Source organism: Mesorhizobium sp. M1409 (genome assembly GCF_040317535.1).
Classification (GTDB): Bacteria; Pseudomonadota; Alphaproteobacteria; order Rhizobiales; family Rhizobiaceae; genus Mesorhizobium.
On record NZ_JAMYKV010000019.1, the window covers coordinates 31,902 to 57,877 of the forward strand.

At 62.6% G+C, this 25,976-nt stretch carries 21 protein-coding genes, 1 tRNA gene and 1 riboswitch; of the genes, 11 read left to right on the top strand and 11 right to left on the bottom strand.

Features of this window, described 5'->3' with window-relative positions:
- Nucleotides 1-229: 229 nt before the first annotated feature.
- Nucleotides 230-541 carry a hypothetical protein gene (locus tag NKG99_RS16710; RefSeq protein ID WP_352869600.1) on the top strand — a complete coding sequence of 104 codons (312 nt, stop codon included), beginning with the start codon at nucleotides 230-232 and terminating at the stop codon, nucleotides 539-541.
- Between the two features lie 153 nt (nucleotides 542-694).
- On the opposite strand, the gene NKG99_RS35960 is transcribed toward NKG99_RS16710, so the two are convergent.
- Together NKG99_RS35960 and NKG99_RS16720 are read right to left on the bottom strand one after the other, a co-directional pair.
- Nucleotides 695-793, bottom strand: a complete 99-nt coding sequence (locus NKG99_RS35960) for a hypothetical protein (protein ID WP_502911035.1) — start codon at nucleotides 791-793, stop codon at nucleotides 695-697.
- A 561-nt stretch (nucleotides 794-1,354) separates the two neighbouring features.
- Entirely contained in the window at nucleotides 1,355-1,999 is a 645-nt protein-coding gene (locus tag NKG99_RS16720) for a hypothetical protein (protein ID WP_352869602.1), read from the bottom strand.
- 188 nt (nucleotides 2,000-2,187) lie between these two features.
- Between NKG99_RS16720 and NKG99_RS16725 the strand changes: the two genes are divergently transcribed.
- From NKG99_RS16725 to NKG99_RS16755, 7 genes are all read left to right on the top strand, one after another.
- Nucleotides 2,188-2,403 (top strand): hypothetical protein, encoded by a 216-nt coding sequence (locus NKG99_RS16725; RefSeq protein ID WP_352869604.1) that lies wholly within the window; start codon nucleotides 2,188-2,190, stop codon nucleotides 2,401-2,403.
- 128 nt (nucleotides 2,404-2,531) lie between these two features.
- A riboswitch (TPP riboswitch) is annotated at nucleotides 2,532-2,648 on the top strand.
- 103 nt (nucleotides 2,649-2,751) lie between these two features.
- Nucleotides 2,752-4,587: a phosphomethylpyrimidine synthase ThiC gene (thiC, locus tag NKG99_RS16730; protein ID WP_352869606.1), complete on the top strand. Its 1,836-nt coding sequence runs from the start codon at nucleotides 2,752-2,754 to the stop codon at nucleotides 4,585-4,587.
- Nucleotides 4,584-5,585, top strand: coding sequence for a glycine oxidase ThiO (thiO, locus tag NKG99_RS16735; RefSeq protein WP_352869608.1), 1,002 nt, complete (start codon nucleotides 4,584-4,586; stop codon nucleotides 5,583-5,585). Before thiC ends, thiO begins: the two co-directional genes overlap by 4 nt.
- Entirely contained in the window at nucleotides 5,554-5,751 is a 198-nt protein-coding gene (gene thiS / locus NKG99_RS16740; protein WP_352869610.1) for a sulfur carrier protein ThiS, read from the top strand. Before thiO ends, thiS begins: the two co-directional genes overlap by 32 nt.
- 3 nt (nucleotides 5,752-5,754) lie before the next feature.
- A complete protein-coding gene (locus tag NKG99_RS16745) occupies nucleotides 5,755-6,528 on the top strand; it encodes a thiazole synthase (RefSeq protein ID WP_352869612.1) in 774 nt (257 codons plus the stop codon).
- Nucleotides 6,525-7,130 (top strand): thiamine phosphate synthase, encoded by a 606-nt coding sequence (locus NKG99_RS16750; RefSeq protein WP_352869614.1) that lies wholly within the window; start codon nucleotides 6,525-6,527, stop codon nucleotides 7,128-7,130. The genes NKG99_RS16745 and NKG99_RS16750 overlap by 4 nt, the downstream gene beginning before the upstream one ends.
- A complete protein-coding gene (locus NKG99_RS16755; protein ID WP_352869616.1) occupies nucleotides 7,121-7,882 on the top strand; it encodes a hydroxymethylpyrimidine/phosphomethylpyrimidine kinase in 762 nt (253 codons plus the stop codon). Before NKG99_RS16750 ends, NKG99_RS16755 begins: the two co-directional genes overlap by 10 nt.
- A gap of 250 nt (nucleotides 7,883-8,132) precedes the next feature.
- On the opposite strand, the gene NKG99_RS16760 is transcribed toward NKG99_RS16755, so the two are convergent.
- Together NKG99_RS16760 and NKG99_RS16765 are read right to left on the bottom strand one after the other, a co-directional pair.
- Nucleotides 8,133-8,209 (bottom strand) — tRNA-His (locus NKG99_RS16760).
- A 380-nt stretch (nucleotides 8,210-8,589) separates the two neighbouring features.
- Nucleotides 8,590-9,048 carry a phasin gene (locus NKG99_RS16765; RefSeq protein WP_109670216.1) on the bottom strand — a complete coding sequence of 153 codons (459 nt, stop codon included), beginning with the start codon at nucleotides 9,046-9,048 and terminating at the stop codon, nucleotides 8,590-8,592.
- Between the two features lie 248 nt (nucleotides 9,049-9,296).
- Between NKG99_RS16765 and NKG99_RS16770 the strand changes: the two genes are divergently transcribed.
- Complete coding sequence (locus tag NKG99_RS16770; protein ID WP_352869618.1) at nucleotides 9,297-13,025, top strand: PAS domain S-box protein; 3,729 nt, start codon at nucleotides 9,297-9,299, stop codon at nucleotides 13,023-13,025.
- 334 nt (nucleotides 13,026-13,359) lie between these two features.
- Here the strand turns inward: NKG99_RS16770 and NKG99_RS16775 are convergent, their stop codons facing one another.
- Entirely contained in the window at nucleotides 13,360-15,318 is a 1,959-nt protein-coding gene (locus tag NKG99_RS16775; RefSeq protein ID WP_352869620.1) for an acetoacetate--CoA ligase, read from the bottom strand.
- Nucleotides 15,319-15,553: 235 nt separating this feature from the next.
- Between NKG99_RS16775 and NKG99_RS16780 the strand changes: the two genes are divergently transcribed.
- A complete protein-coding gene (locus tag NKG99_RS16780; RefSeq protein WP_352869622.1) occupies nucleotides 15,554-17,407 on the top strand; it encodes an AsmA family protein in 1,854 nt (617 codons plus the stop codon).
- A gap of 19 nt (nucleotides 17,408-17,426) precedes the next feature.
- Here NKG99_RS16780 and NKG99_RS16785 read toward each other — a convergent pair whose 3' ends face one another.
- The 6 genes from NKG99_RS16785 to NKG99_RS16810 form a co-directional block, all read right to left on the bottom strand.
- Nucleotides 17,427-18,245: an ABC transporter permease gene (locus NKG99_RS16785; protein WP_352869624.1), complete on the bottom strand. Its 819-nt coding sequence runs from the start codon at nucleotides 18,243-18,245 to the stop codon at nucleotides 17,427-17,429.
- A gap of 4 nt (nucleotides 18,246-18,249) precedes the next feature.
- Nucleotides 18,250-19,224: an ABC transporter permease subunit gene (locus NKG99_RS16790; protein ID WP_352869626.1), complete on the bottom strand. Its 975-nt coding sequence runs from the start codon at nucleotides 19,222-19,224 to the stop codon at nucleotides 18,250-18,252.
- 9 nt (nucleotides 19,225-19,233) lie between these two features.
- On the bottom strand, nucleotides 19,234-20,373 hold the full coding sequence (locus NKG99_RS16795) for an ABC transporter ATP-binding protein (protein ID WP_352869628.1): 1,140 nt from the start codon (nucleotides 20,371-20,373) through the stop codon (nucleotides 19,234-19,236).
- A gap of 82 nt (nucleotides 20,374-20,455) precedes the next feature.
- Nucleotides 20,456-21,553: a polyamine ABC transporter substrate-binding protein gene (locus NKG99_RS16800; RefSeq protein ID WP_352869630.1), complete on the bottom strand. Its 1,098-nt coding sequence runs from the start codon at nucleotides 21,551-21,553 to the stop codon at nucleotides 20,456-20,458.
- A gap of 344 nt (nucleotides 21,554-21,897) precedes the next feature.
- Nucleotides 21,898-22,851: a DMT family transporter gene (locus tag NKG99_RS16805; protein WP_352869632.1), complete on the bottom strand. Its 954-nt coding sequence runs from the start codon at nucleotides 22,849-22,851 to the stop codon at nucleotides 21,898-21,900.
- A gap of 134 nt (nucleotides 22,852-22,985) precedes the next feature.
- Nucleotides 22,986-24,428 carry a helix-turn-helix domain-containing protein gene (locus NKG99_RS16810; protein WP_352869634.1) on the bottom strand — a complete coding sequence of 481 codons (1,443 nt, stop codon included), beginning with the start codon at nucleotides 24,426-24,428 and terminating at the stop codon, nucleotides 22,986-22,988.
- Nucleotides 24,429-24,665: 237 nt separating this feature from the next.
- Between NKG99_RS16810 and aceA the strand changes: the two genes are divergently transcribed.
- Nucleotides 24,666-25,955: an isocitrate lyase gene (aceA, locus tag NKG99_RS16815; RefSeq protein WP_352869636.1), complete on the top strand. Its 1,290-nt coding sequence runs from the start codon at nucleotides 24,666-24,668 to the stop codon at nucleotides 25,953-25,955.
- Nucleotides 25,956-25,976: the final 21 nt, after the last annotated feature.

Sequence of the window (25,976 nt, forward strand, 5' to 3'; positions counted from 1 at the left end):
CGCATATTCGATACGAAGAAAAGTATTGCCGTAGCCGATTGCCCCAAGGCTTCACACCGAAGGTGAAGAAGCGGTAAGGCCCGCCTGTCGAGGCAATGGAACATTAGGCGTCACTAATAGTTACCTTGACGGCAGGGGTCACCAACGCCTCCGCAAGCCCGGCGATTCCCTAGGGACGACCCGCTGCTGCCGTAAATCGAGCGACAGCGCTCAAACCGGGAGAAATATCATGCAACGGTTTATGTTCGCATCAGTTGTAATCGCTTTGTCGGCTGGCCTGTCGTTGGCACAAGCCGCCACGCCCGTTCAACATAAACAAGGTATCAGAACGAATTATGGTGCGGCCGGCGGCATGAAGCTTGACCCCACCATAACGGGCGGCACATCGAAACCGAATGCGGTAAAAGATTGTGCCCCCGGCCAGCAGACCGGCAGTGCACAGCCCACTGGTCAGGCGACAGCCGACGCGAAGGGCGCCGCTCCTAGCCAGATGAAAAAGACAGCTGCGGGCTGTGAAACATCCCCGCCGCTTCGCCAATGATACGGATCGAGATATTACATCCGAAGCGGCTCGAGTGGGTGCCTAGCCGCGCGGTCTGGCTTTAGGTTGCGGCGAGCTTTCCGACGGATTTTCGGCCATTTTGGCGAATCTCCGATAGCCAAAGCGGTTTTTCCTGCCAGCTCATCGCGATCATTATTTGTGATCGCTCGGCCATGCGTCGCAGCAATCGCATATCTGAAGAGCTACGAACTCGCCGGCCCTTTCACCGGAACGTTTCCATCCAGCCTCGATCTCCGGCCCATCTTCGCTGCCGGCATGCGCACGAAAGTCGGGCGCGTAAAGCTACGAATCGCGGGCCACTGGCAAGCCGCAGGTGGGTGGGTTCAGGCAATGCTCATTGAAAAATGGGCCGCCGATTTTCTGCTTGGCTGTAAAGCTCAGCGGGTTGTCGCTTTCAATACTACTGGCAAGCGATTTCCGGAGAAGCCGGTGTCGTGCTCCGGCCCACCTTCCCCTCATTTGCCTCCCTGCGGCGGGACACCCGGAGGCCCCAATTCCGCTGGCAATTCTGCCCCAACGCCCCGTAAATGGCGCCGCCACCTTTCCGGGCGCTGTCAGCCGCTCAAGTGTATGGCCCCTTCTGCGAGACAAATGCTCAGCGTGAGTTGGAGATGATCCAGACGAAGGTCATTGCGTTGACGCAGCTCGCGAAAGCGGTTTCGATTTCTTCCACGGGACCAGTCGCCAGGGTCAGCAAACGCGCCATGAGCCACAGAGAGTTGGAGCTTCCTCCCCGTGGGTCGAAGGCTGTGAAGCTGCTCCGTTCAAAATGTCGGAGCGTTAAGGCGTCAGCTAGAAACGATAACGAAGCCCAACAGTATTCGCGTTGGAACCCTCTCCCATATTTCCAAACGTACCACCGGCGCCGGATCTGTGGTGGAGTTGATAGACAAGCTCGACGTTGGGAGCTTGCCTTAACCTGAAAGAAAGCTCGGCGCCGATGAAACCAAGGAAAGACGCGTCGCCGTCGTAATAGACCTCGCGCTCGCGTTCGATTTCGGTGGTTCCCGTAACGGCACTCAAACCGGCCGTCAGTGCTGGCGCAATCGCCAGATCGCCGATGACAAGGCCCTGGTGACGAACCCTAACCCCGGCCCAAACTTCCCCTGACGTATCGTCATCCTCGCCAAACCTTACGGCGGCCCCGGTCACACCGCCAAGAACGAAACCAGCGCCAATATCGGCGAAGTCGCGGCCGTAAGCAGCTCCGATTATGTAGTTGTTCGTATAGTCGGCGCCGAAGACGTTGATCGTGTTCCCAAATGATCCGGCCGCAAAAACGCCGCCAAAAAAATAGACGTCGTTCTTCGCCGGTTGACCGACAGCGAAAGGATCTTCGGTAGCAAAATAGATGAAGGGAGAACTGTTGTCGGCGAGAGCGGAAGTGATGGGACCGGTCAGGATCAGTGCGGCCAAAGCTGCTTGCACCCCGCGCATTCACAAGCTCCGAATCAATCCCTCAGTTGTCATCTTTCATCCGGCATTTGACGGGAAGAAGCAAGTTCCCTGCTCCACGAATTGGATGGAGTTCTATCCCATTGCTTGACCAAACCTTCTTTCCGAACTGCAGGTCGCTCAGCAAATCGGATTCCCCTTTGCCGGCACTACCTACGGGATCTGGTCGAATGAAAAAGCTCGCATCTTCCGTAGCGTTCGGCCCGCTCCGACGGTCAAGAGAGCTGCGGATCCAGACGACGTTGCGCCGCCCGCTTGCCGACCCCAAGCACGGCGAGGTGATCCGCGAGGATCTGCGCGCTGGTCTCTCCGCTGTTCCGATCTGGATGCAGGAGTTCCTGCGCGAACTCCTCGGCCCAGGCGCTCGGCACGAGGGCAAACCATGAGCACCGACGCCTACCGCCAAATCTTCCCCGACACATTCATCAGCCTTCCCGCACGACTTGATTGGCGACCGATCAAAGCCGCGGGCCAAAAGCGCTTGACAAAATAGCGTCGGCCCGCTCAATTTCGACCCATTCACCAGGGGAGTCCCGGCAAGGGGCTGAGATACTGCTGGCTTTCGCGGCGCAGTGACCCGTTGAACCTGATCCAGTTCATACTGGCGTAGGGACGGTGCAAGCGCTCTGCGGGAGTTCACGCCCGAGGTCCTATTTCGGCAGGTCCACAGAAGCGTCTTTTCATCCTTCCGGCACAGAACTGGGTCTCCAATGCATGAGCAAAGGAGCCTCAAGATGAATGCCCTCACCCCCGCCGTGTCGACAGGGCCGCTGCCTGCCTCACGGAAAATCCACAAGTCTGGCGTCCTCCATCCGCACATCAAGGTGCCGATGCGCGAAATCTCCGTCCATCCGACGGCAGGCGAACCGCCCGTCACCGTCTATGATCCGTCCGGCCCTTATACGGACCCGACTGTCAAAACCAGCATCGAAAAAGGCCTCGCCCGGCTTCGCCATGAATGGATTACGGCACGCGGCGATGTCGAAGCCTATGACGGCCGTCATGTCCGGCCGGAAGACAACGGATTCGCGGCGGGCGAGCGCCTGACACCGGAATTTCCCATTCGCAACCGGCCGCTCAGGGCCAAGGCCGGCAAGGCGGTGACCCAGCTTGCCTACGCGCGCGCCGGCATCATTACGCCTGAGATGGAGTTCGTCGCCATACGCGAGAACCTCGGCCGCGAGACCATGCGCAGCAAGCTGCCGCACGACGGTGAAAGCTTCGGCGCCGCTATTCCCGATTTCGTCACGCCGGAATTCGTGCGCGACGAGGTGGCGCGCGGACGCGCGATCATTCCCGCCAACATCAACCACCCGGAGAGCGAGCCGATGATCATCGGCCGCAATTTCCTGGTGAAGATCAACGCCAATATCGGCAACTCCGCTGTCACCTCCTCGATGGCCGCGGAGGTTGAAAAGATGGTCTGGGCGATTCGCTGGGGCGCCGATACGGTGATGGACCTGTCGACCGGCCGCAACATTCACAACATCCGGGACTGGATCGTGCGCAACGCACCGGTGCCGATCGGCACGGTGCCACTCTACCAGGCGCTCGAGAAGGTTGGCGGCATTGCCGAGGATCTGACCTGGGAGGTGTACCGCGACACGCTGATCGAACAGGCCGAGCAGGGCGTCGACTATTTCACCATCCACGCCGGCGTGCGGCTGCATTATATCCCGCTGACCGTTGACCGGGTCACCGGTATCGTCTCGCGCGGCGGGTCGATCATGGCCAAGTGGTGCCTTCACCACCATCGGGAAAGCTTCCTCTACGAGCATTTCGCGGAGATCTGCGACATCGCCAGAGCCTACGACGTATCCTTTTCGCTCGGCGACGGCCTTCGTCCGGGCTCGATCGCCGATGCCAACGACGCGGCGCAGTTCGCCGAGTTGGAGACGCTCGGCGAGTTGACGCAGATCGCCTGGGCGAAGGATTGCCAGGTGATGATCGAGGGCCCCGGCCACGTGCCGATGCACAAGATCAAGGCGAACATGGACAAGCAGCTCGCTGTCTGCGGCGAAGCGCCGTTCTATACGCTTGGACCGCTGACAACCGACATCGCGCCGGGCTACGACCACATCACCTCAGGCATTGGGGCCGCCATGATCGGCTGGTTCGGCACCGCCATGCTCTGTTACGTCACGCCGAAGGAGCATCTCGGTCTTCCCGATCGCAACGACGTCAAGATCGGCGTGATCACCTACAAGATCGCGGCCCATGCCGCCGACCTGGCAAAAGGTCATCCGGCGGCGAAAGTCAGGGATGATGCCCTTTCCCGCGCGCGATTCGAGTTCCGCTGGGAGGACCAGTTCAATCTGTCGCTCGATCCCGAAACCGCGCGGTCCTTCCACGACCAGACCTTGCCCAAGGAAGCGCACAAGCTGGCGCATTTCTGCTCGATGTGCGGGCCGAAATTCTGCTCGATGCGAATTTCCCACGACATCCGTGCCGAGGCGCAGAAGGAGGGTATGGCGGCCATGGCGGCGAAATACCGCGAGGGCGGCGATCTCTACATTCCAACTGGCGAGACCAGCGTCCCACTCATGCCTGAGGCCCCGGAACCGTCATGAGGGTGCTGGTCAAAGGGGCCGGCGTCGCCGGCCTCACCGCCGCCTTCGAACTCGCCGCCCGCGGCGCGACGGTCACGGTCGCCGAGATCCGGCATGGCCTTGGAGGCAATGCGTCGTGGTTCGCCGGCGGCATGCTGGCGCCATGGTGCGAGCGTGCAAGCGCCGAGCAGCCGGTGCTGGATCTCGGACGCGACGCCGCCAACTGGTGGAATGCCGCAACGCCCGGCTTGGTAACACGGCGGGGAACGCTGGTCTTCGCCGCGCCGCGCGATGCGCGCGAGCTTGACCGGTTCGCCAGCCGCACATCGGGCCATCGGTGTGTCGGTGAAGAGGAAATCGCGTTGCTGGAACCCGACCTCGCCGGCCGCTTCCGGCGCGGATTGCTCTTCCCCGATGAAGCTCATCTCGACCCGCGCCAGGCGATGGCAGCACTTCATCACAAGCTCGCGGCCATGGGTGTCGAATTCCACTTCGGCGCCGACCCCCAGCATGTTTTTGGTTTCGATCGTCAGATCGATTGCACGGGAATGGCAGCCGCCGATGACAGGCTGCGCGGCGTTCGCGGCGAAATGCTCATCCTGCGCACCCCTGATATCTCGCTGTCACGCCCGGTCCGGCTGCTTCATCCGCGCTTCCCGCTTTATGCGGTGCCGCGCACCGACCACCGTTTCATGATCGGCGCGACGATGATTGAAAGCCAGTCCGCCGGACCAGTCACGGCGCGTTCGATGATGGAGCTGCTGGGTGCCGCCTATGCCCTCCATCCGGCTTTTGGCGAGGCCGAGATCGTTGAAACCGGTGTCGGCGTTCGTCCAGCCTTTGCCGACAACCTGCCGCGCGTCGAAATGAACGGAGACACCGTCGCGATCAACGGGCTCTATCGTCACGGATTTCTTCTCGCCCCCGCCATGGCGCGCCAGGCTGCCGACCTGGTTTTCAATCAAGACGCAACCAAGGAACTTGCTCATGAAACTGATGGTCAACGGCGAATCGCATGAGGTTGCCACCGCCACGCTGGCGGAGCTGCTTGCCGCGCTCGACTACGAGGGCGATTGGTTGGCAACGGCCGTCAACAGCGACCTCGTGCACAAAGCCAACCGGGCGGAATTCCAGCTAAGCGATGGCGACCGGGTCGAAATCCTCTCGCCCATGCAGGGAGGCTAGATCATGTTAGAGCTTTATGGAACCGAGCGTCCGTCGCGCCTGCTTCTCGGCACCGCGCAATATCCTTCGCCGGCCATCCTTGCCGAGGCTGTCAAGGCGTCGGGCACGTCGGTGGTGACCGTCTCGTTGCGCCGTGAGATGGCAGGCGGCAGGGCCGGCGAAAAATTCTGGTCGTTGATCCGCTCGCTCGGCGTCAGAATCCTGCCCAACACTGCCGGCTGCCACTCCGTCAAGGAAGCGGTCACGACCGCGAAGATGGCGCGCGAAGTTTTCGGCACCAACTGGATCAAGCTCGAAGTGATCGGCAACCACGACACGCTGCAGCCGGACGTGTTCGGGCTGGTCGAAGCCGCCCGCATCCTGTGCGAGGACGGTTTTGACGTATTCCCCTATACCACCGACGATCTTGTCGTCGCCGAGCGGCTGCTGGAGGCGGGCTGTCAGGTTCTGATGCCGTGGTGCGCGCCGATCGGTTCCGCCCTCGGTCCGATCAACATCACGGCGCTGCGCTCGATGCGCGGCCATTTTCCAGGCGTCCCGCTGATTGTGGATGCAGGCCTCGGACGACCGTCGCACGCGGCCACCGTCATGGAACTCGGCTTTGACGCCGTGCTCCTGAACGCGGCGGTCGCCAAGGCGGCCGATCCGGTCGGCATGGCGTGTGCGTTCGGCAAGGCGGTCGAGGCCGGTCGTGAAGCTTTCAGCTCCGGAATGCTCGAACCGCGCGACGTCGCCGTGCCATCGACGCCGACCATCGGCAGGGCAGTTTTTTCATGAAGCTTGATCCCTTCTACCTGATCGTCGACAGCGCTGCCTGGATCGAACGGCTGGTGCCGCTCGGCGTCAAGCTGGTGCAGTTGCGCATCAAGAGCATGGATGAAGCCGGGTTGCGCGCGGAGATCCGCAAGGCCAAGGCTTTATGCGCCCAGCACCAATGCCAGTTCATCATCAACGACCACTGGCGCCTGGCAATCGAGGAAGGCTGCGACTTCGTCCATCTCGGCCAGGAGGATTTGCTATCCGCCGACCTCGCGCGGATTCGGGCAGCCGGCGTGAAGGTCGGGGTCAGCACGCATGATCATGTCGAACTGGACACGGCCATGGCCGCCATGCCCAACTACGTCGCGCTCGGCCCCATCTATCCCACCGTCCTGAAGCAGATGAAATGGGCGCCGCAAGGGCTCGAGCGGATCAGCGAGTGGAAGCATCGGGTGGCGCCGATCCCATTGGTCGCCATTGGCGGCCTCAACCCCGACCGGCTCGACGGTGTTTTCGAGGCTGGTGCGGACAGCGCGGCAGTGGTCACCGACATCACGTTGAATGCCGATCCCGAAGCGCGCACGCGAGAATGGATCGAAAAGACAAAGCCATGGCGCTGAGGCGAGAACCGCATGTGCTCGTGGTCGGCGGATCAGACTCCAGCGGTGGGGCTGGAATAGCACGCGATATCGAGACGATCTCCTTCATTGGCATGCGCACGTGCCTGGCTGTCACCGCACTAACGGTGCAGACGCACGATGCCGTCATGGAAATCCAACATTCGCAACCTCGCTTGGTGGCCGATCAGATGCGCGCTGCGCTGCGGGCCAACGAGGTGACGGCCATCAAGATCGGCATGCTCGCGACGGCTGAGATCGTCGCTGCCGTTGCCGCCGTGCTACGCGAAAGTCCGCAGGTGCCGATAGTGCTCGATCCTGTGCTGGCGTCCACGTCAGGCCGGCCGCTCCTGGAAGCAGGCGCCATCGCGGTCATGAAGCGTGATCTGATGCCATTTTGCGGTCTGGTCACCCCCAATCTCTTCGAGCTGGCGCTCCTTGTTGGCGCGGAACCGGCGGCGGACGAGAGCGATTCGGTGAGACAGGGACGGAAATTGCTGGCAGCCGGCGCGCAGGCCCTGCTGATCAAGGGGGGCCACGCTGCGGGACCTCGTTCGACCGATATTCTGTTGCGCCGTGATCAAGAACCAATCCGCTTCAACACACCGCGCCTTGCAGGATCGATGCGCGGGACGGGATGCATGCTGGCCAGTGCGATTGCGGCGCATCTGGCGAAGGCGAACTCGCTTGAGGACAGCGTGCGCAAAGGCAAGCTATTTGTGTTCGAGAAGCTTCAGAAGCAAGCAGCCGAATGACAGTGGCTTTATGCCCAAGTTGATGTGCCCGCCTGAGCGGGCGCCCGTCTTTCGATCCTCGGCCTTTGAGTGTTTCATGTGCGCGAAGCAGATCCGCCGATTTGCGCGTGGCGCTCCGCCCTATTTGTAGCGTCCACAATCGCGCGGATCGCCTCCGATCATGGTTTGGCCCGCCCACGTTCGACGAGCTGTTCCAGCGCGCTCGCCTCATCCTCGCAGCCGTAAATCATTGAAATCATTTCATGAATTATGGTACCGTTGGCTGGGATCGAACCAGCGACCTCCGGATCCACAATCCGGCGCTCTAACCATCTGAGCTACAACGGCACGTTTGCCTGAGTGGGATCGAAGCAGAAACTCATCCCACTCGACCGCTCTGTCGTTCGGCGATGCGTCCTTACGGGCTTATGGATTCTAATTCAAGGCTTTTGGAAAGCAAAGATCACTTCCCCACATCGGCACGACATTTGCCTGGCAAAAAGAGGCACAAGGCAAGAACAGGGCGCCAGACAAAGAAAAAGGCCGGCGGGAGGAGGTGCCGGCCTTTTCCTGTTACGAGCCAGCGGGAGGAGGTGCTGGCTGGTCACCCCGGGAGGCAGAGGGAGGAGGTTCCACCCGCCGGGTATTCCTTGATGGTCACCATCATACGGCTGATCTATCTTAAGAAAATGCGACCTTTTGTTGCATCTTCAGATCATGCGTAAATGTTAGGCGACCTTGATTTCCTTCATCGCCTTCTCGAAGGCGGTCTTGATCGGCTTGGAGACGTCCTCGGCCGCCTTGGAGGCGACAGCCTGGAAGTCCTTGGCCTGCTCGACGGTGGTTTCGACGCGCTTGCGCAGGAACGCGGTCTGCAACTCGACGACTTCCGACAGCGACTTGGCGCCGATCAGCGCTTCGAGGTGCGAGAAGCCGGCTTCGGCATTGGCACGCAGGGCGGAAATGGTCTTGAGCGAAAGGTCGCTGGAAACGGTCTTGGCGGTCTCGAAGGTCGACTCCAGAGCCTTCTGGGTCTCCTCGGCGCCGGTCTTCAGCTTGGCATAGGCTTCCTTCGACTGCTCAACGCCCTTTTCGGCGAAGGCGCGCATCTGGTCGGTGGCCTTGGAAGCGTCGAAGCTCGGGAATTCAACGTTTTCGATCGTCTCGGCGGTTTTGGTCCTGGACATTTTCCATCCTTTTCAGCGGCAGCGGCTTTGACAGAAAGCCGTCTCGTTCATGTATGATGGCAATATAAAGGCAAATTTTGTGCATTGCAATATCTTTGTTGCAGTGCACCATAAATTCTTTTGGGCCATTAACCAAGAGCCCAAATTCCAGCCTTTGCACGTTCTGGCTTGTGGACCTTCGCGCCTCCGGCTTTTATTAACAAAGCGTTAACTGCAAATTCGCCGCTCCGTTAGGGTTAGCCAAGCGCATGCCGTCCGAATATTCCTTCCTCGACGTCGCCGTGCTCGACGCGGTCCGCCAGCGCTTTGCCGCCGGCGACGCGATCGCGATCCTGTCGGCGGACCTGGAGCAGGTGATCTGGGCCAATGGGCCGGGAGCCGCGACGTTCGGCTATCCCGACATCGAGGCCATCATCGGCGCCTCGACGCAGCTGCCTTTGATCGCCAAGCGCCAGATCATGGCGACCAGCGGATTTCCCGAGATTGGCAGCGACCGCGCCATCATGGTGCGGCTGGCGACCGGCATGACCAGCCGCGCCGTCGGCTTCCTGGCCAGTGCCGTGAGCATGCCGGACGCCGAAAAGGCGATCATGCTGGCCGTGCCGGCGGCGCAGACGGGTTCGCGCAGTGCCGGCGAAATCGCCGCTCGCGCCATCAGCGGGTTTACCGAGGATGGCCATTTCATCGCCTTTGTCGATGCCGCGGGCAACATCGAGGCCGCCTCGGAGGGGTTTTCGGCGCTGGGTATCCTGCCGGAGACGCTGGCCGCGCTCGTCGCCGATGTCGCGGCCGAGAGCGACCGCATCGTCAAGCGCCTCGTCCCCGGCGGTGCGACCTCCTATCCGGCGGGGCTGGCAAGACTGACCGAAGAGCGGCATCTGCTGGTGGTGATCGACGAGGACCAGCTCGACGACACGACCGCTGGCGGCGAACACCCGGCGCAAACCATTGCCGAGGCTGCGCCGGCCGGCGACGTCGCCGCATCGCAACCGCATGAGATCGCCGACGCGACGGCGCAGCCGCCCACGGCAGCCAACAGCGATCAACCGGCAGCCGCGCGCACGCCGGCGCAGCACGACCATTGGTACTTCAATGCCGGCGAGGACGAAGGGCAACGGGCGCCGCGACCAGCCGCGCCCGAAGCTGAAGCACCGGCTGAACCGGCCGCCCTGGAAATTCCTGCCCAAGACACGAAACGGGACGATGTCCAGGCCACCTCCGCGCCCGCGACGGTCTCGGCGACAGATCGCATGGCGGCGCCGGTACGCTTCGTCTGGCGCACCGATGCCGAGGGCAAGTTCAGCGCGCTGTCGCCGGAATTCGCCGACATAGTCGGCAAGCCGGCGGCCGACGTGATCGGCCGGCGCTTCAGGGATGTCGCGGCCACCTTCGGTCTCGACCCCTCCGGCGAAATATCAGGCCTGCTCGAACGGCGCGACACCTGGTCCGGGCGCTCCGTGCTCTGGCCGGTCGTCGGCACCGGTCTGAAGATACCTGTCGACCTGGCGGCGCTACCTGTCTATGGCCGCAGCCGCGCCTTCGAAGGTTTCCGCGGCTTCGGCGTCGCGCGCGCCAGTGATGCGGTCGTCGATCCGGAAGCCATCGGCATGGCGCTGGTGCCCAACAGCAGCGCGCCAGCGACGCCGGAACCGCAAGCCGTCGAAGCCGAGCCCGAACAGCCAAAGGCCGAGGATGCTCAGGCATCGGATCCGTTCAAGGGCGAGGTGCCGGCGCTGACTATCGTGCCGAAACCGGAACGGCGCTTTGCCGACAAGGTGATCAGGCTGGCCGAACATCGGCAGCCAGCCAACGACAAGGGTCTGTCGAGTCTGGAACGCAGCGCGTTCCGCGAGATCGGCGAGCGGCTGAAGAAAGACAGCTCCCCGGTCGAGCCGCCAGGGGCCGAGAAGCCCAGCCTTGAAAGCTTCGAGGAAGCGACGACCGAAACATCTGCTGAACCTTTGGGAAAAGCTGACGTGCCTAAAGCGGAGGCCGAAGCCCCGGTCGAGGCGGCTGGCGAGGTTGCGTCGACGCCCGATGCTGTCCAGCAGGAAGACTCCACGCATGCCGGCGAAATCCCCGCGGCAGAGCCAGAGAACGAAACAGCGCCAGCCGAGCTGTCCGAAACCGATGTCGATGCCGAGGACGAGCGGGATCTGGCGCGGCTTGATGGCGGCCATCCGAACGAAGCGGTTCATGAAGACCCCTCCGAGTCGAATGCGGCGGCGGGCTCATTGCTCGACTATGCCGACCATGATGACGACAGCATGACGTCGGCGGACTTTCGCGATGCCGAGGATAGTGAAGATTGGGCGCAGCCCGACGAGGAAGCCTCGGCGCCTGACGAGCAGGCGGTTGCGTCGGCCGAGGAAACCGCCAGTCCAAGCGACGCCGTTGCGGCACGCGTCGAGCGCCCTCGCCTGCAGGTGCCGCCGCTCAAGGCCGAAGGATTCGTGCCGTCGGCGTTTTCGGCCGGAGATGAGCACAAGGCTCCGGACACTTCGCTTCTCGGCAAGCTGCCCGTGCCGCTGCTTATCCATTCCGGCGACCAGTTGCACTATGCAAACGAGGAATTCCTCAATCTGACCGGCTATGAGGCGCTCGACGACCTGGCGGATGCCGGCGGCCTCGGCGCGCTGTTTGCCGATCCCTACGCCCACGACGGCGCTTCCGACGGCGCCGATCGCGCGCTTCGGTTGAAGACGCGTGACGGGCAGGAATTCCCGATCGAGGCTATTTTGCGCTCAGTCCCCTGGCGCGACGGCAAGGCGCTGATGCTGGTCGTTCGCCGCTCCGGCGAGGATGACGCACCGGTGAATGCGGTTGGCGACGAGCAGACGCAGCCCGACATTCCCGAGCTCAAGGCGCGAATCGCCGAGATGCGCACCATCATCGACACCGCCACCGACGGCGTCGTGCTGATCGGCCGCGACGGCACCATCCGCTCGATCAGCCGTCCGGCCGAAGCGCTGTTCGGTTTCGACAGCGACGACGTGACCGGCAAGCCGTTCGCCTCGCTGTTTGCGATCGAAAGCCAGCGCGCCGCCCGCGACTATCTCAACGGGCTGTCCGAGCCCGGCGTGGCGAGCGTGATGAATGACGGGCGTGAGGTGATCGGGCGCGAGGCGCAGGGGCGCTTCATCCCGCTGTTCATGACCATTGGCCGATTGCCCAACGACAGTGGCTTCTGCGCTGTCGTGCGCGACATCACGCAGTGGAAGCGGGCCGAAGAGGACTTGACGCAAGCGCGTGCGGTGGCCGAGCGCGCGTCCTCGCAGAAGACCGATTTCCTCGCCCGTATCAGCCATGAGATACGCACGCCGCTCAATGCCATCATCGGCTTTTCCGAACTGATGGTCGACGAGAAGTTCGGACCTGTCGCCAATGACCGTTACCGTGACTATCTGCGCGACATCAACCGGTCGGGCAATCATGTGCTCGACCTCGTCAACGACCTGCTCGACATATCGAAGATCGAAGCCGGCCAGCAGGAGATGGCCTACGAGGCGGTGTCGCTCAACGACACGCTGGCCGAGACAGTGGCGATGATGCAGCCGCAAGCCAACCGCGAGCGCGTCATCATCCGCTCCAGCTTCGCTTCGCGGTTGCCGGAAGTGGTGGCCGACCTGCGCAGCGTGCGCCAGATCGCCCTCAACATCCTGTCGAACGCCATCCGCTACACCCAGGCCGGCGGCCAGGTGATCGTCTCGACCGCCTATGAGACATCGGGCGACGTCGTCATGCGGGTGCGCGACACCGGCATCGGCATGAGCCAGGCCGAGATCGAGCAGGCGCTGAAGCCGTTCAAGCAGATCAATGCGCTGAAGCGCGGACGCGGCGACGGCACCGGGCTTGGATTGCCGTTGACCAAGGCGATGGTGGAAGCCAACCGCGCCCGGTTCATCATCAACTCGACACCGGGTGAAGGCACGCTGGTCGAGGTCGCTTTTCCCTCGACCCGTGTGCTTGCGGAATAGGCCAGCGCCCCTCCACAGCTCGATCTCGTACCGGCAAAAGAAAAGGCGCCCAAAGGACGCCTTAAGAGATAGGATTGCTGTCACAACGGGGGCTTGAGCGAATTCGGATCCTCCGGGGGCCGAGGAACGGGATTTCTCCCTCAAGTTGAATGCGACTATCGACGCCGGACCTTAACAACTCCTTACCGGCCCGGCGGAAAATTTACGGATGTGTACCACTCATGAAATCTAGGTAAATTCTACCGACATATTTCGGTAACCATGCCGGATTCTTTGTTTCATGCATGTCGTTGTCTCAAAACCGGGGCCACTTTTGAGCGACATGCATTAGCGATCAGTCCGCCAGTTGCGGCAGGTTCTTGAACAGCTCCAGCGCCTCTGGGTTGGCGAGCGCCTCCTTGTTCTTGATGGCGCGGCCATGCACCACGTCGCGCACCGCAAGCTCGGTGATCTTGCCCGACTTGGTGCGCGGGATGTCGGTGACGGCGACGATCCTGGCCGGCACGTGACGCGGGCTTGCCCCGCCGCGGATTTTTGCCCGTATGCGTTTTTCAAGTTCCTCGTCGAGCTGCACGCCGGCGGCCAGGCGCACGAACAGGACGACGCGCACATCATTGTCGAAGTCCTGGCCGATGCACAGCGCCTCCAGGATCTCCGGCATCTGCTCGACCTGGTTGTAGATCTCCGCCGTGCCGATTCTTACGCCGCCCGGGTTGAGCGTGGCGTCGGACCGGCCATGGATGATCAGGCCGCCATGCTCGGTCCATTCGGCGAAATCGCCATGACACCAGACATTGTCGAAGCGCTCGAAATAGGCCGCCCGGTACTTCTTGCCCTCGGGATCGTTCCAGAAGCCGATCGGCATCGCCGGAAACGCCTTGGTGCAGACCAGCTCGCCCTTTTCCTGCCGGACCGGCCTGCCGTCGTCGTCCCAGACATCGACGGCAAGGCCGAGGCCGGGACCCTGGATCTCGCCGGTCCAGACCGGCTGCGTCGGCACACCGAGCACGAAGCAGGAGACGATGTCGGTGCCGCCGGAGACCGAGGCCAGATGGACGTCTTTCTTGATGCCGTCATAGACGAAGCGGAAATCCTCCGGCGACAGCGGCGAGCCGGTGGAGGAAATCGCTCGCACGCTCGACAGATCATGGCTGCGGATCGGCTTCAGGCCGGCCTTGCGCACGGAATCGATGAACTTGGCCGAGGTGCCGAAGAAGGTCATCTTCTCGGCATCGGCAAAGTCGAACAGCACATTGCCGTCAGGGTAGAAGGGCGAGCCGTCATAGAGCAGCAGCGTGGCACCCGAAGCGAGCCCCGACACGAGCCAGTTCCACATCATCCAGCCGCAGGTGGTGAAGTAGAAGAAGCGGTCGCCCTCGATCAGCCCTGCATGCAGCCGGTGTTCCTTGACATGCTGGATCAGCGTGCCGCCGACCGAATGGACGATGCATTTGGGAATGCCGGTCGTTCCCGACGAGAACAGAATGTAGAGCGGATGCGCGAAAGGCAGCGGCTCGAAGGCAACGGGCTTGCCGGCGAAGGGCGACAGCGCCTCTTCCAGCGCCACTGCCTTGTCCATGGTGCCAGCGACATCGCTCGAATTGCCGAGATAGTCGACGACCAGGATCTTGCGGACAGTGCCGAGCTTGGCCGCGACCGCGGCGATCTTGTCGGCGACCTCGATCGCCTTGCCGTTGTACCAATAGCCATCGGGCGCGATGAAGACGACAGGCTCGATCTGGCCGAAGCGGTCGAGCACGCCCTGCTCGCCGAAATCGGGAGAGCAGGACGACCAGACCGCGCCGATCGAGGCGGCTGCGAGCATGGCGGCGACGGTTTCCGGCATGTTGGGCATCATCGCGGCAATGCGATCGCCCTTCTTCACTTTGAGCGACAGGAAAAGCTGCTGCAGCCGCGAGGTCAGCGCATGCAACTCGTTCCAGGACAGACGGCGCTCGACCTTGTCCTCGCCGCGAAACACGATCGCCTCACTGGCGCCGGTCTTCTTCAGGAGATTCTCGGCGAAATTCAGTGTGGCCTCGGGGAAGAACGATGCGCCGGGCATCCTGTCGCCGTCGACCAACACAGGCTCTCCCTTGTCGCCGACGATGCCGCAGAAATCCCAAACCAGGCTCCAGAACCCGTCGCGGTCCTCGACCGACCAGCCATGAAGCTGCGAATATGAAGAAAACGCCACGCCGGCTTTCCCAGCGGCGGCCTTCGTGAAAACGGTCAAGGGTGCTGCATCAATCTGGTCTTGCGTCGGGGTCCAGAGCGGTACTTCGGCAGCCATGATCGTTCCTCCGCGGTCGCCATCGCTTATGCATATCGCAGCGCAGCAGAGCAAGATTTTGTTCGGCCGATGCGGCCAGATGTGCGCAAATGCCATCGCGGGGCCATAAAGACTTGAAATGCGTCAGCCCTAAGTCGTAGTGACGACTGGAAGTCGTGGTAACGACTGGAAGTCGTGGTGACGACTGGGTTACACCATCGGGCGATTTTGTCGGAATGGAAGCATACGGGGCGATATGCCATCATCTTTGATCCGGCGCGGAATATGGGCGATCGGCGCTGCCGTGATCGTCATCGCGCTGGTGGTTGCTACCCTGCCGCTGATCGCCTCCACCCGTATCGTGCGCGACCGCATCGCTTGGGAAATGAGCGCGTGGAGCGGCTTCCGAGTCGCAATCGAGGGCTCGCCCCGCATCGAGGTCTGGCCGACATTCCGGGCAATCCTGACCGATGTGACGCTGTCGCAATGGACCGACACCGAGGCGCCGCCGGTCGTCGAGGCCGAACGGGTCGAGGTCGACCTTTCCGCCATGGCGGCCTTGCGCGGCGACGTGGTGTTTTCGACGGCGCGGCTGGTGCGGCCGACGATCCGGGTTGAGCGCACGCCGACCGGCTTTTTCCTGCCCGCCGTCCCAACCGGCGGGCGCATCACGCGTTCCATCGACGCGGCGCGCGGCGTCGTCAATGCCGACCCCGCCACGCCGGATCTCGACAAGCTGCCGACCGACACTTTCGGCACGGTGGAGTTTCGTGACGGCCGCATGGTGGCTTCGGTCAATGGTAAGGACGTCGAGATTCTGAGCAGCCTGAGCGGCCAGGCGACCTGGGCGGCGATGAACAGCAATGCGACGCTGTCGGCGACAGGGATCTGGCGCGGCGAAAGCGTGGCCGTGGACGCCGCCTCGGAGAAGCCGCTGGTGCTGTTTGCCGGCGGCATGGCGCCGCTTACTCTGTCTTTCAAGGCCGCGCCCGCCACCTTCTCTTTCGACGGCACGGCCAGCATGTCCGAAAACAGCTATTTCGACGGTCAGGCGAAGTTTTCGGCGCCCTCGCTGCGCCGCGTGCTGGAATGGTTGCAGTCCGGCATCGCGCCGGGCGCCGCGATCGGCTCGGTCAGCATTTCGAGCAAGGTCACGGCGACGGCCGGGCGCGTCAAATTCGACAACACCGCCATCGCGCTGGACAACAATCCGGGAATGGGAGCGCTGGACCTGTCGCTTGGCGAAGCTCAGCCGGTGATCTCCGGCACACTCGCCTTCGACACGCTCGACCTCAGATCGTTCCTGTCGGCCTTCACGCCGCTGGCGCCGACCGGAGGGGCCGGGCCCAGCGAAATCGACACAAGTTTCGCCGACAAGATCAACCTCGATCTCAGGCTGTCCGCGGCACACGCCACGGCGGGGCCTATCCAGCTCGCCGACGTCGCCGCCACCGCACAGGTCAAGGATGGTCTGTCCGTCTTCGATATCTCCGATGCCTCGGCCTTCGGCGGCAACATCCAGACCAGCCTTCGCTTCGACCGCAAGCCGGAAGGCTCACAGGTCGAAATCCGGCTGCTGGCATCCGATATCGACGGCGGTGCTTTCGCCACGGCGGCGGGGATGACCCGCCTGGTGCCGGTCGGCACGGGGACCGTCTCGGTGATCCTCAAGGGGCCGGGCAGAACCTGGGACTCCATCTTCGACAATGCCGACGGCTCGGTTTCGGCGACCTTCGGACCGGGTGCGTTGAGCAAGCTCAACCTGCCGGCCTTCCTCAAGCATACCGAACAAGGCGGCTTCTTCGCGCTCGACGACGTCTCCGACGGAACGCTGCCGATCGACGGCGCCGAGATCAAGGCCAGCATTTCGAAGGGCGTGGCTCGGCTCGACAAGGCCGAAGCCAATTCGGCGAAATACAAGATCTGGCTGTCCGGGATCGCGTCCTACGCCGGACGCGGACTGGCCCTGTCCGGCGGTGTCATTCAGCAGGACCAGGCGGCAACGCAGACCACTGGCCAGCAAGGTTCGAACCAGTCATCGTTTTTTGTCGGCGGAACCTGGAGCACGCCGTTCATTTCCCCGATCAGCCGCGGCGTTTCGGGGGAATAGGCAGCCGCGCTTCCCGTCTTCACCCGCGCTGCGCGGCCTGCTCGTCGAGCTGGCGCTGCACCTCACGCCGCTTGTTGGCAAGCGAGGCGATGATGACGCCGATCGCCACAACGGCGATCAGGATGGTGCAGGCGGCGTTGATCTCCGGCGTCACGCCGAGGCGAACCTGGCTGTAGATCTTCATCGGCAGCGTCGTGGCACCCGGCCCGGAGGTGAAGCTGGCGATCACCAGATCGTCGAGCGAAAGTGTAAAGGCCAGCATCCAGCCTGACACGATCGCCGGCATGATGACCGGCAGCGTGATCTGGAAAAAGGTCTTCACCGGTGTCGCGCCAAGATCCATCGCCGCTTCTTCCAGCGAGCGGTCGAAGGTGACGAGGCGCGACTGCACGACGACGGCGACGAAACACATGGTCAAGGTGATGTGAGCCAGCGTGACGGTCAGGAAGCCGCGGTCGAGACCGACGGCAACGAAGAGCAGCAGCAGCGACAGGCCGGTGATGACTTCCGGCATGACCAGCGGCGCAAAGACCATGCCGGAGAACAGCACCCTGCCCTTGAAGCGGGTGTAACGGGTCAAGGCGAGTGCCGCCAGCGTGCCGAGCACCGTCGCCACGGTGGCCGAGATCAGGCCAACGCGTGCCGTCACCCAGGTCGCGTCCATGAGGCCCTGGTTGTGGAACAGCGAGACGTACCATTTGGTCGAGAAGCCGCCCCAGACGGTGACCAGCTTGGACTCGTTGAAGGAGAAGACGATGAGCAGCACGATCGGCAAATAGAGAAAGGCAAAGCCAAGCACGATCGAGGTGATGTTGAAGCGGCTCCAGGTGGTGTTCATGAGGTCACCTGTCCATTTCCTGAGCGCGCGCCTGAGCCCGCTGGAAGAGCATGATCGGCACGATCAGCAGCAACAGCAGGATGACGGCGACGGCCGACGATACCGGCCAGTCGCGATTGGCGAAGAACTCGTTCCACAGCGTCTTGCCGATCATCAGCGTCTGCGATCCACCGAGCAGATCGGGAATGACGAACTCACCGACGGCTGGAATGAACACCAGCAGGCAGCCGGCGATGACGCCCGGCAGCGACAGCGGGAAGGTGATCTTCCAGAAAGCGCTGGTTGGCGGACAGCCGAGATCCTTTGCCGCCTCGATCAGGGAATAGTCCATCTTCTCGAGAGCGGAATAGAGCGGCAATACCATGAACGGCAGATAGGAATAGACGATACCGATGAAGATCGCCGTGTAGGTGTTGAGGATGATCAGCGGCTGGTGGATGACCCCGGTGGCGAGCAGCAGCTGATTGAGCAATCCCTCGGGCTTGAGAATGCCGATCCAGGCGTAGACGCGGATCAGGAACGAGGTCCAGAACGGCAGGATCACCAGCATCAGCAAGGTTGGGCGGTTCGTCGCCGGCGCGCGTGCCATTCCATAGGCGATCGGATAACCCACGAGCAATGTCAGGACCGTCGAGATCGCGGCGATGATGACGCTGGTCACATAGGCGTTGAAGTAGAGCGCGTCCTGCGTCAGCCAGGTGTAGTTGTCGAGGCTGAGTTGTTTCAGCTGATCCAGAAATCCGGAAATGCCGCCGCTGAAATCGAGTGCCGGCGTATAGGGTGGAATGGCGATAGCCGTCTGCGACAGCGAAATCTTGAAGACGATGACGAACGGAATGAGGAAGAAGAACAGCAGCCAGACATAGGGGATGATGATGACCAGGCGGCCAACGAAGGCAGCGCCCAACTTGGCGAGGGCGGATTTGCCGGCATTGATTGCCGGAGAGGCTGATGTGGTGGTGACGGTGGCGCTCGACATGGTCGCCCCCTACCGCGTCAGCACGACGCCGGCGTCGGGCCGGAAGGAAACCCAGGCGCGGTCGTTCCAGCTCAATGGATCCTCGGTGATGCGAGCCGCGTTCATGGTGCTCGCGCGCACCACCTGGCCGTCGTCCAGCCTGACGTGATAGACGGTCATGTCACCGAGATAGGCGATGTCGTAGACCTCGCCCTCGATAGCGTTGACGGCCTCGGCCGGCTTTCTCGACGACACCTTGATCTTTTCCGGCCTGATGGCGAAGGTGACGGCCGTCCCGGCACTGGCAGCGCCGGCATTGTCGGTGCGGATGGTGATGCCATTGCCGGCATCGATGCTGGCGGCGCCAGCTTCGCCACGCGCGATCTTGCCCTCGAACATGTTCACATTGCCGACGAAGCCGGCGACGAAGCGCGACCCCGGCGCCTCGTAGACTTCGGCCGGCGTTGCCACCTGCATCACCTCGCCCTTGTCGATGATGGCGATGCGATCGGCCATCGTCATCGCCTCTTCCTGGTCGTGGGTGACGACGACGAAGGTCAGGCCGAGGTTCTGCTGCAGGTCCATCAGTTCGAACTGCGTTTCCTCACGCAGCTTCTTGTCCAATGCGCCGAGCGGCTCGTCGAGCAGCAGCACCTTCGGCCGCTTGGCGACCGAGCGGGCGAGCGCGACGCGCTGGCGCTGGCCGCCGGACAGTTGATGTGGCTTGCGCTTGGCGAACTGCTCGAGCTTGACCAGCTTCAGCATCTCGGCGACGCGCGACGCGATCTCGGGCTTCGGCATGCCGTCCTGCTTGAGGCCGAAGGCGATGTTGTTCTCGACCGTCATATGCGGGAACAGCGCATAGGACTGGAACATCATGTTGACCGGCCGGCGATAGGGCGGGATACCGCGCATATCCTGGCCATCGAGCAGGATGCGGCCGGCCGTCGGCTCCTCGAAACCGGCGAGCATTCTGAGCAACGTCGACTTTCCGCAACCAGAGGCGCCGAGCAGCGCGAAGAACTCCCGCTCGAATATGGTCAGCGACAGTTTGTTGACGGCGGTGAAGTCACCGAACTTCTTGGTGACATTGTCGAACTGGATGTATGGCTTGGCGTTCGGGTCGTTCCACGGCGCAAAATCCCTGCGGATGCTGCCAAGCGATTTCATGTCCCACTCCGTGCTGATTCCTGCTTCTTGCCCCAGAAAAGAATGGTCCCGGCAGGTGGCTGCCGGGACCATGTCGGATTGCTTACTGGCCAGTGACGATCTTGGTCCAGGTGCGCGTGATGACGCGCTGGGTCTTGGGATCGTATGGCGAGACCGTGTAGAGCTTCTTTATCGTCTCGGCATCGGGATAAACCGAAGGATCATCCAACAGCGCCTTGTCGACGAATTGCTGCGAAGCCTTGTTGCCGTTTGCGTAGAGCACGTAGTTCGACGACTTGGCGATAACCTCCGGCTTCATCATGTAGTTGATGAACTCAAGCGCCTCGGCGACATGCGGCGCATCGGCCGGGATCGCCATCTGGTCGAACCACATCTGAGCGCCCTCCTTCGGCACGGAATAGCCGATCTCGACGCCCTGCTTGGCCTCGACCGCGCGGTTACGCGCCTGGAACACGTCACCCGACCAGCCGACCGCCAGGCAGATATCACCGTTGGCGAGGGCGTTGATGTATTCGGAGGAGTGGAATTTTCGGATGTAGGGCCGGACCTTGAGCAAAGTTTCCTCGGCCTTGGCGATATCGTCTGATGACGTGCTGTTCGGGTCGAGGCCGAGATATTTCAACGCCGCCGGGATGATGTCGGCCGGGGAGTCCAGCACGTAGACGCCGCAGTCCTTCAATTTGGCCAGGCTGTCGGGATTGAAGAAGACATCCCAGCTGTCGATCTTGTCGGTGCCGAGTGCTGCTTGCACCTTCTTGATGTTGTAGCCGATGCCAACCGTGCCCCACATGTAGTTGATCGAGTATTCGTTGCCGGGGTCGTATTTGGCGGTGCGCTCGGTAACCGTGTCCCACATATTGGAAATGTTCGGCAGTTTCGACTTGTCGAGCTTCTGGAACACCCCGGCCTGGATCTGGCGCGCGAGGAAATTGCCGCTCGGCACGACGACGTCATAGCCGCTGCCGCCGGCAAGCAGCTTGGTTTCCAGGATTTCGTTGGAATCGAAGGTGTCGTAGACGACCTTGATGCCGGTTTCCTTGGTGAAATCGTCGATGATCGAACTGTCGATATAGTCCGACCAGTTGAAGACGTTGACGACGCGATCCTCGGCATGACCGCCGACGGTGAAAAGCGTCAGAAATACCGAAGTCGCCGAAAGCCAGAGCGCTTTGCGGATCATGCTATTCTCCTTTGGTGAGTGTTCCTTCGCCGGCTCGTCGCGGTTCCAGCGCGGCCGGGCATTTGTTTCAGGCTATTGAGCTTTCCAAAAGGCGACAAGCGTGAACTGCCAACGCTATGCAGGCAGTTCGATGAGCGGCAGGCGTTGTGTCGTCGCCGGGACTCGTGTGGCGTGCAGATGCCGTCATAGGCTTTCGCCGTGGCGCAGGCAGAGATACGACGATGTGGTCCGGTCTCGATCTGACCGGCAGGGAGACTTGGCAAGATACGCCTGTCTTGTTGTTGCCGTAATCTCAGCCTGCCCGCGCGGCAGCGACATTGTCAATGGCAAAGCTGCGCGCCACATCAATTAGGCGATGGAACTCCGGTGACCCCTGCGCGCTCGGGCCGGGTCTGGCGCTTGAATTCGAGCCCGATATGAACGAGCAGCGCCGTGACAACCGCCGCGCCACCGATGATGGTGCGCCCCGATGGCACCTCGGAATGGATGAGCCAGACCCATATCGGGCCGAGGATCGGCTCGAACGTGCCGAGCAGTGCTGCTATTGCCGCCGGGATCAGCCGCGCGCCGGTGGCGAAGAAGGCGAGGCCGAGGCCCAGATTGACCACGCCGAAGACAAAGAGAAAGCCCATGTCACTGGTCGACACAGTGAATGTCGATGCCTGCGAGGCGGCGAAGCCGGCCGCAAGCATGGTGCCGAGGCAGGTCGCCGGCGTCATGCGCACGCTGGAAAACCGCCGGGTGATGACGGTGGCGATCGAGAACATCACCGCGATCAACAGAGCCAGCCCGTCGCCTATCGGCGAGACAGCGCCATCTAGCGATTCCGACACCATGATGGCGACGCCGGCGATGACGGCGGCAATCGCCAGCCAGGTCGCGACACCAACCCTTTCACGGAACAACGCCCAGGCAAACAGCGCCGCCAGCAGCGGCACGCCGGCCTGCATCAACAGGATGTTGGCGACGGTGGTGTAGGCAAGTGCCACGACGAACGCCGTCGATGCGGTGGCGAAGCAGACCCCGACGGCAAGGCCGGGCAGACCCATGTCGCGGAACATTTTCAACATGCCGCGCCAGCCGTCGCGCCAGACCATGAAGCAGATCAGGAAGGCCGCTGCCCAGACGGAGCGCCAGAAAATAACCGTCCAGCTGTCGCCGACCGTGATGAAGCGGGCGATGGTGCCGCCGAAACTCCACATCAGCGCCGACAAGAACACCAGCAGGAAGCCGATGCGCTCCTCCCGCTGCGGGACGGTCGAGGAAACAAGGATCGGCGACGATGCGGTGTCGGTCATGGGCGCGACTGTCGGGCTTTCGTGGACGGGACGATGCGCAAGGGACGACGAAAAGATGCTCTGTTCGCGTAACGCAAAGACGCAGGCCGGGCGTGAGCCAGCGACCGGCGACAATTGTGGCACCCGCCACGGCGTTACTGAAAATCGAAGGCGCTCAAGCCGGTCACCATCTCGTCAAGGCCGAGCGGACGCGTCACCGGCGGCTCGGCGCGCGCCAGGCAGCCGACGCGCTCGCAAAGCCGGCAGGCGGGCCCGACCGGCGTCGCCGCGACACTGCCGGCCTTTGCGGTGACTGCCGCGCCGGGCAGTGCGGCGCCATAGACGATGTCGTCGCGAAAGCCGATGTCGCAACCAAGCAGCAGCGCCGTGCGGCGCGGGCGTTCCGAGAACGCGCCTTGCGGTCCTTCCAGCGTGCGGGCGATGCACAGGAACTCGGCGCCGTCGGGCATTTCCACCGCTTCGACGAAAATCTGGCCGGGCTGGGTGAAGGCGACATGCACCGGCAGCTTGGGACAGGCACCGCCGAAGCGGCTTTGCGGAAAGCCCTGGCTGCCGGCCTTGCGGAAGCGGTTGCCGGCATTGTCGACTTCCAGCATGAAAAACGGCACGCCCGAGGCCCCCTGCCGCTGCAGCATGGTCAGCCGATTCGCCGCCTGTTCGAAAGAGACACCGAAACGCGAACGCAGGACGTCGATATCGTAGCGGGCGCGCACCGCAGCCGCGTGAAAGGCCTGGTAGGGCATCATCAGTGCATGCGCCGCATAGCGGCCGAGTTCGAAGCGAGCGAGCCGGCGGGCCTCGTCGGTGGTCAGCTTGAGCGCCTGGATCTCGCCGGCGACCGCGACCGTCATGCGGATCAGACAGGCCTCCATCGCGACTTCGCGCAGTTGGTCGAACGGCGACAAGCGCTCGGACAGAAACAGGCGCTGCGAGTGGCGATCGTAACGGCGGCGCCAGTTCGGCATGGTGGAGACCGGCAGCACCTTGACCACGATGCCGTATTCGCGCTTCAGCCAGGACTTCAGCGCGCCGAACAGATCGTCGCCGGGGTCAAGCACCGAGGTGAACGCCGCGGCCTCTTCCTCGAGGGCCGCGAAATGGTTCGGCCGGCGCTCGAAAATCTCGCGCACCTCGTCTATCGGCAGGCGGGCTCCGGAAAGTGCGGTCGCCCGGCCCTCGCGCGCCAAAAGCTCGTTGAGGTCGGACAGGCGCTCGGCCTGTTCGCGATAGGCGCGAAACAGCTTTATCACCGCCGCGGACGCGTTTGGCGCCGCCTCGGCAAGCTCGATCAGTTCCTGATCGCCTGGCAGCTCGCCGACCAGCAGAGGGTCGGTGAACACCTCCTTCAAGGCAGCGACAGATCCCCTTGCCTCGCCTTGCAACTCATGCGGATCGATCTTGTAGACGGACGCCAGCTTGAGGATCAGCTGCACGGTCAGCGGCCGCTGGTTGCGCTCGATCAGATTGAGATAGGACGGGGAAATGCCAAGCCCCTCGGCCATCGCCGTCTGGGTCAGACCCTTGGCGTTGCGGATGCGGCGGATGCGCGGTCCGGCAAATATCTTCTGGTCAGCCATCGACTGTCCTTGACAGGAATTTACACAAGTTTCGCGGCAATCTCGATGCGCCGCTCTTTACAATCATGACAAATTTACAGCGTGCCTCTGTCAAACGCAACACAGATTTTCCGTTATATTTCACCGATTTCCTTGATTTTTCTGGCTCATTTCGCGCCGGAATGTAAATTCAGTCATATTCCGGAGCACAGATGGTTGATGCCCGGACACGAGTGCAGCAATCCTTCGGAGTGACCAATGACTGATTTTTACAACCTCGTCCCATCGGCGCCGGAAGGTCGCTTCGACGGTATCGAACGGCCCTATTCCGCGGAAGATGTGAAGCGGCTGCGCGGTTCGGTGCAGATCCGCCAGAGCCTTGCCGAAATGGGCGCCAACCGGCTGTGGAAACTCATCCACGAGGAGGACTTCGTCAACGCGCTCGGCGCCATGTCCGGCAACCAGGCGATGCAGCAGGTGCGCGCCGGACTAAAGGCGATCTACCTGTCGGGCTGGCAGGTTGCCGCCGACGCCAACACCGCTTCGGCGATGTATCCGGACCAGTCGCTCTATCCGGCCAATGCGGCGCCTGAACTGGTCAAGCGCATCAACCGCACGCTGCAGCGCGCCGACCAGATCGAGACGTCCGAGGGCAACGGGCTTTCGGTCGAGACCTGGTTCGCGCCGATCGTCGCCGACGCGGAAGCCGGATTCGGCGGACCGCTCAACGCCTTCGAGATCATGAAGGCATTCATCGAGGCGGGCGCCGCCGGCGTCCACTATGAGGACCAGCTGGCGTCGGAAAAGAAGTGCGGCCATCTTGGCGGCAAGGTGCTGATCCCGACCGCAGCGCACATCCGCAACCTCAACGCCGCACGCCTGGCTGCGGACGTGATGGGCACGCCGACCCTGGTCGTCGCGCGCACCGACGCGGAAGCCGCCAGGCTGCTCACCTCCGACATCGACGAACGCGACCACCCCTTCGTCGACTACGGCGCCGGGCGCACCGTGGAGGGCTTCTATCACGTTAGGAACGGCATCGAGCCCTGCATCGCCCGCGCCATCGCCTATGCGCCTTACGCGGACCTGATCTGGTGCGAGACCTCGAAGCCGGACCTGGCGCAGGCCAAGAAATTCGCCGAGGGCGTGCGCAAGCATCGCCCCGACAAGCTGCTCGCCTACAATTGCTCGCCATCGTTCAACTGGAAGAAGAACCTCGACGACGCGACGATTGCCAGGTTCCAGAAGGAACTCGGCGCCATGGGCTACAAGTTCCAGTTCATCACGCTCGCCGGCTTCCACCAGCTCAATTACGGCATGTTCGAACTGGCTCGCGGCTACAAGGCACGGCAGATGGCGGCCTATTCCGAGTTGCAGGAAGCGGAGTTCGCGGCCGAGGCCAACGGCTACACCGCGACCAAGCACCAGCGCGAGGTCGGCACCGGCTATTTCGACGCCGTGTCGATGGCGATCACCGGCGGCCAGTCGTCGACCACCGCCATGCATGAATCGACCGAGCACGCGCAGTTCAAGCCGGCCGCCGAATAGCGAACAGAAGAACGCAGAGGA

Bases quoted from the DNA above. Each gene is read 5' to 3' on its own strand.
- aceA (WP_352869636.1), top strand. From the start codon at position 24,666: ATGACTGATTTTTACAACCTCGTCCCATCGGCGCCGGAAGGTCGCTTC.
- NKG99_RS16780 (WP_352869622.1), top strand. From the start codon at position 15,554: ATGCCATCATCTTTGATCCGGCGCGGAATATGGGCGATCGGCGCTGCC.
- NKG99_RS16755 (WP_352869616.1), top strand. From the start codon at position 7,121: ATGGCGCTGAGGCGAGAACCGCATGTGCTCGTGGTCGGCGGATCAGAC.
- NKG99_RS16720 (WP_352869602.1), bottom strand. From the start codon at position 1,999: ATGCGCGGGGTGCAAGCAGCTTTGGCCGCACTGATCCTGACCGGTCCC.
- NKG99_RS16810 (WP_352869634.1), bottom strand. From the start codon at position 24,428: ATGGCTGACCAGAAGATATTTGCCGGACCGCGCATCCGCCGCATCCGC.
- thiC (WP_352869606.1), top strand. From the start codon at position 2,752: ATGAATGCCCTCACCCCCGCCGTGTCGACAGGGCCGCTGCCTGCCTCA.
- NKG99_RS16750 (WP_352869614.1), top strand. From the start codon at position 6,525: ATGAAGCTTGATCCCTTCTACCTGATCGTCGACAGCGCTGCCTGGATC.
- NKG99_RS16710 (WP_352869600.1), top strand. From the start codon at position 230: ATGCAACGGTTTATGTTCGCATCAGTTGTAATCGCTTTGTCGGCTGGC.
- thiO (WP_352869608.1), top strand. From the start codon at position 4,584: ATGAGGGTGCTGGTCAAAGGGGCCGGCGTCGCCGGCCTCACCGCCGCC.
- NKG99_RS16745 (WP_352869612.1), top strand. From the start codon at position 5,755: ATGTTAGAGCTTTATGGAACCGAGCGTCCGTCGCGCCTGCTTCTCGGC.
- NKG99_RS16725 (WP_352869604.1), top strand. From the start codon at position 2,188: ATGAAAAAGCTCGCATCTTCCGTAGCGTTCGGCCCGCTCCGACGGTCA.
- NKG99_RS16800 (WP_352869630.1), bottom strand. From the start codon at position 21,553: ATGATCCGCAAAGCGCTCTGGCTTTCGGCGACTTCGGTATTTCTGACG.
- thiS (WP_352869610.1), top strand. From the start codon at position 5,554: ATGAAACTGATGGTCAACGGCGAATCGCATGAGGTTGCCACCGCCACG.
- NKG99_RS16805 (WP_352869632.1), bottom strand. From the start codon at position 22,851: ATGACCGACACCGCATCGTCGCCGATCCTTGTTTCCTCGACCGTCCCG.
- NKG99_RS16775 (WP_352869620.1), bottom strand. From the start codon at position 15,318: ATGGCTGCCGAAGTACCGCTCTGGACCCCGACGCAAGACCAGATTGAT.
- NKG99_RS16785 (WP_352869624.1), bottom strand. From the start codon at position 18,245: ATGAACACCACCTGGAGCCGCTTCAACATCACCTCGATCGTGCTTGGC.
- NKG99_RS16790 (WP_352869626.1), bottom strand. From the start codon at position 19,224: ATGTCGAGCGCCACCGTCACCACCACATCAGCCTCTCCGGCAATCAAT.
- NKG99_RS16795 (WP_352869628.1), bottom strand. From the start codon at position 20,373: ATGAAATCGCTTGGCAGCATCCGCAGGGATTTTGCGCCGTGGAACGAC.
- NKG99_RS16765 (WP_109670216.1), bottom strand. From the start codon at position 9,048: ATGTCCAGGACCAAAACCGCCGAGACGATCGAAAACGTTGAATTCCCG.
- NKG99_RS16770 (WP_352869618.1), top strand. From the start codon at position 9,297: ATGCCGTCCGAATATTCCTTCCTCGACGTCGCCGTGCTCGACGCGGTC.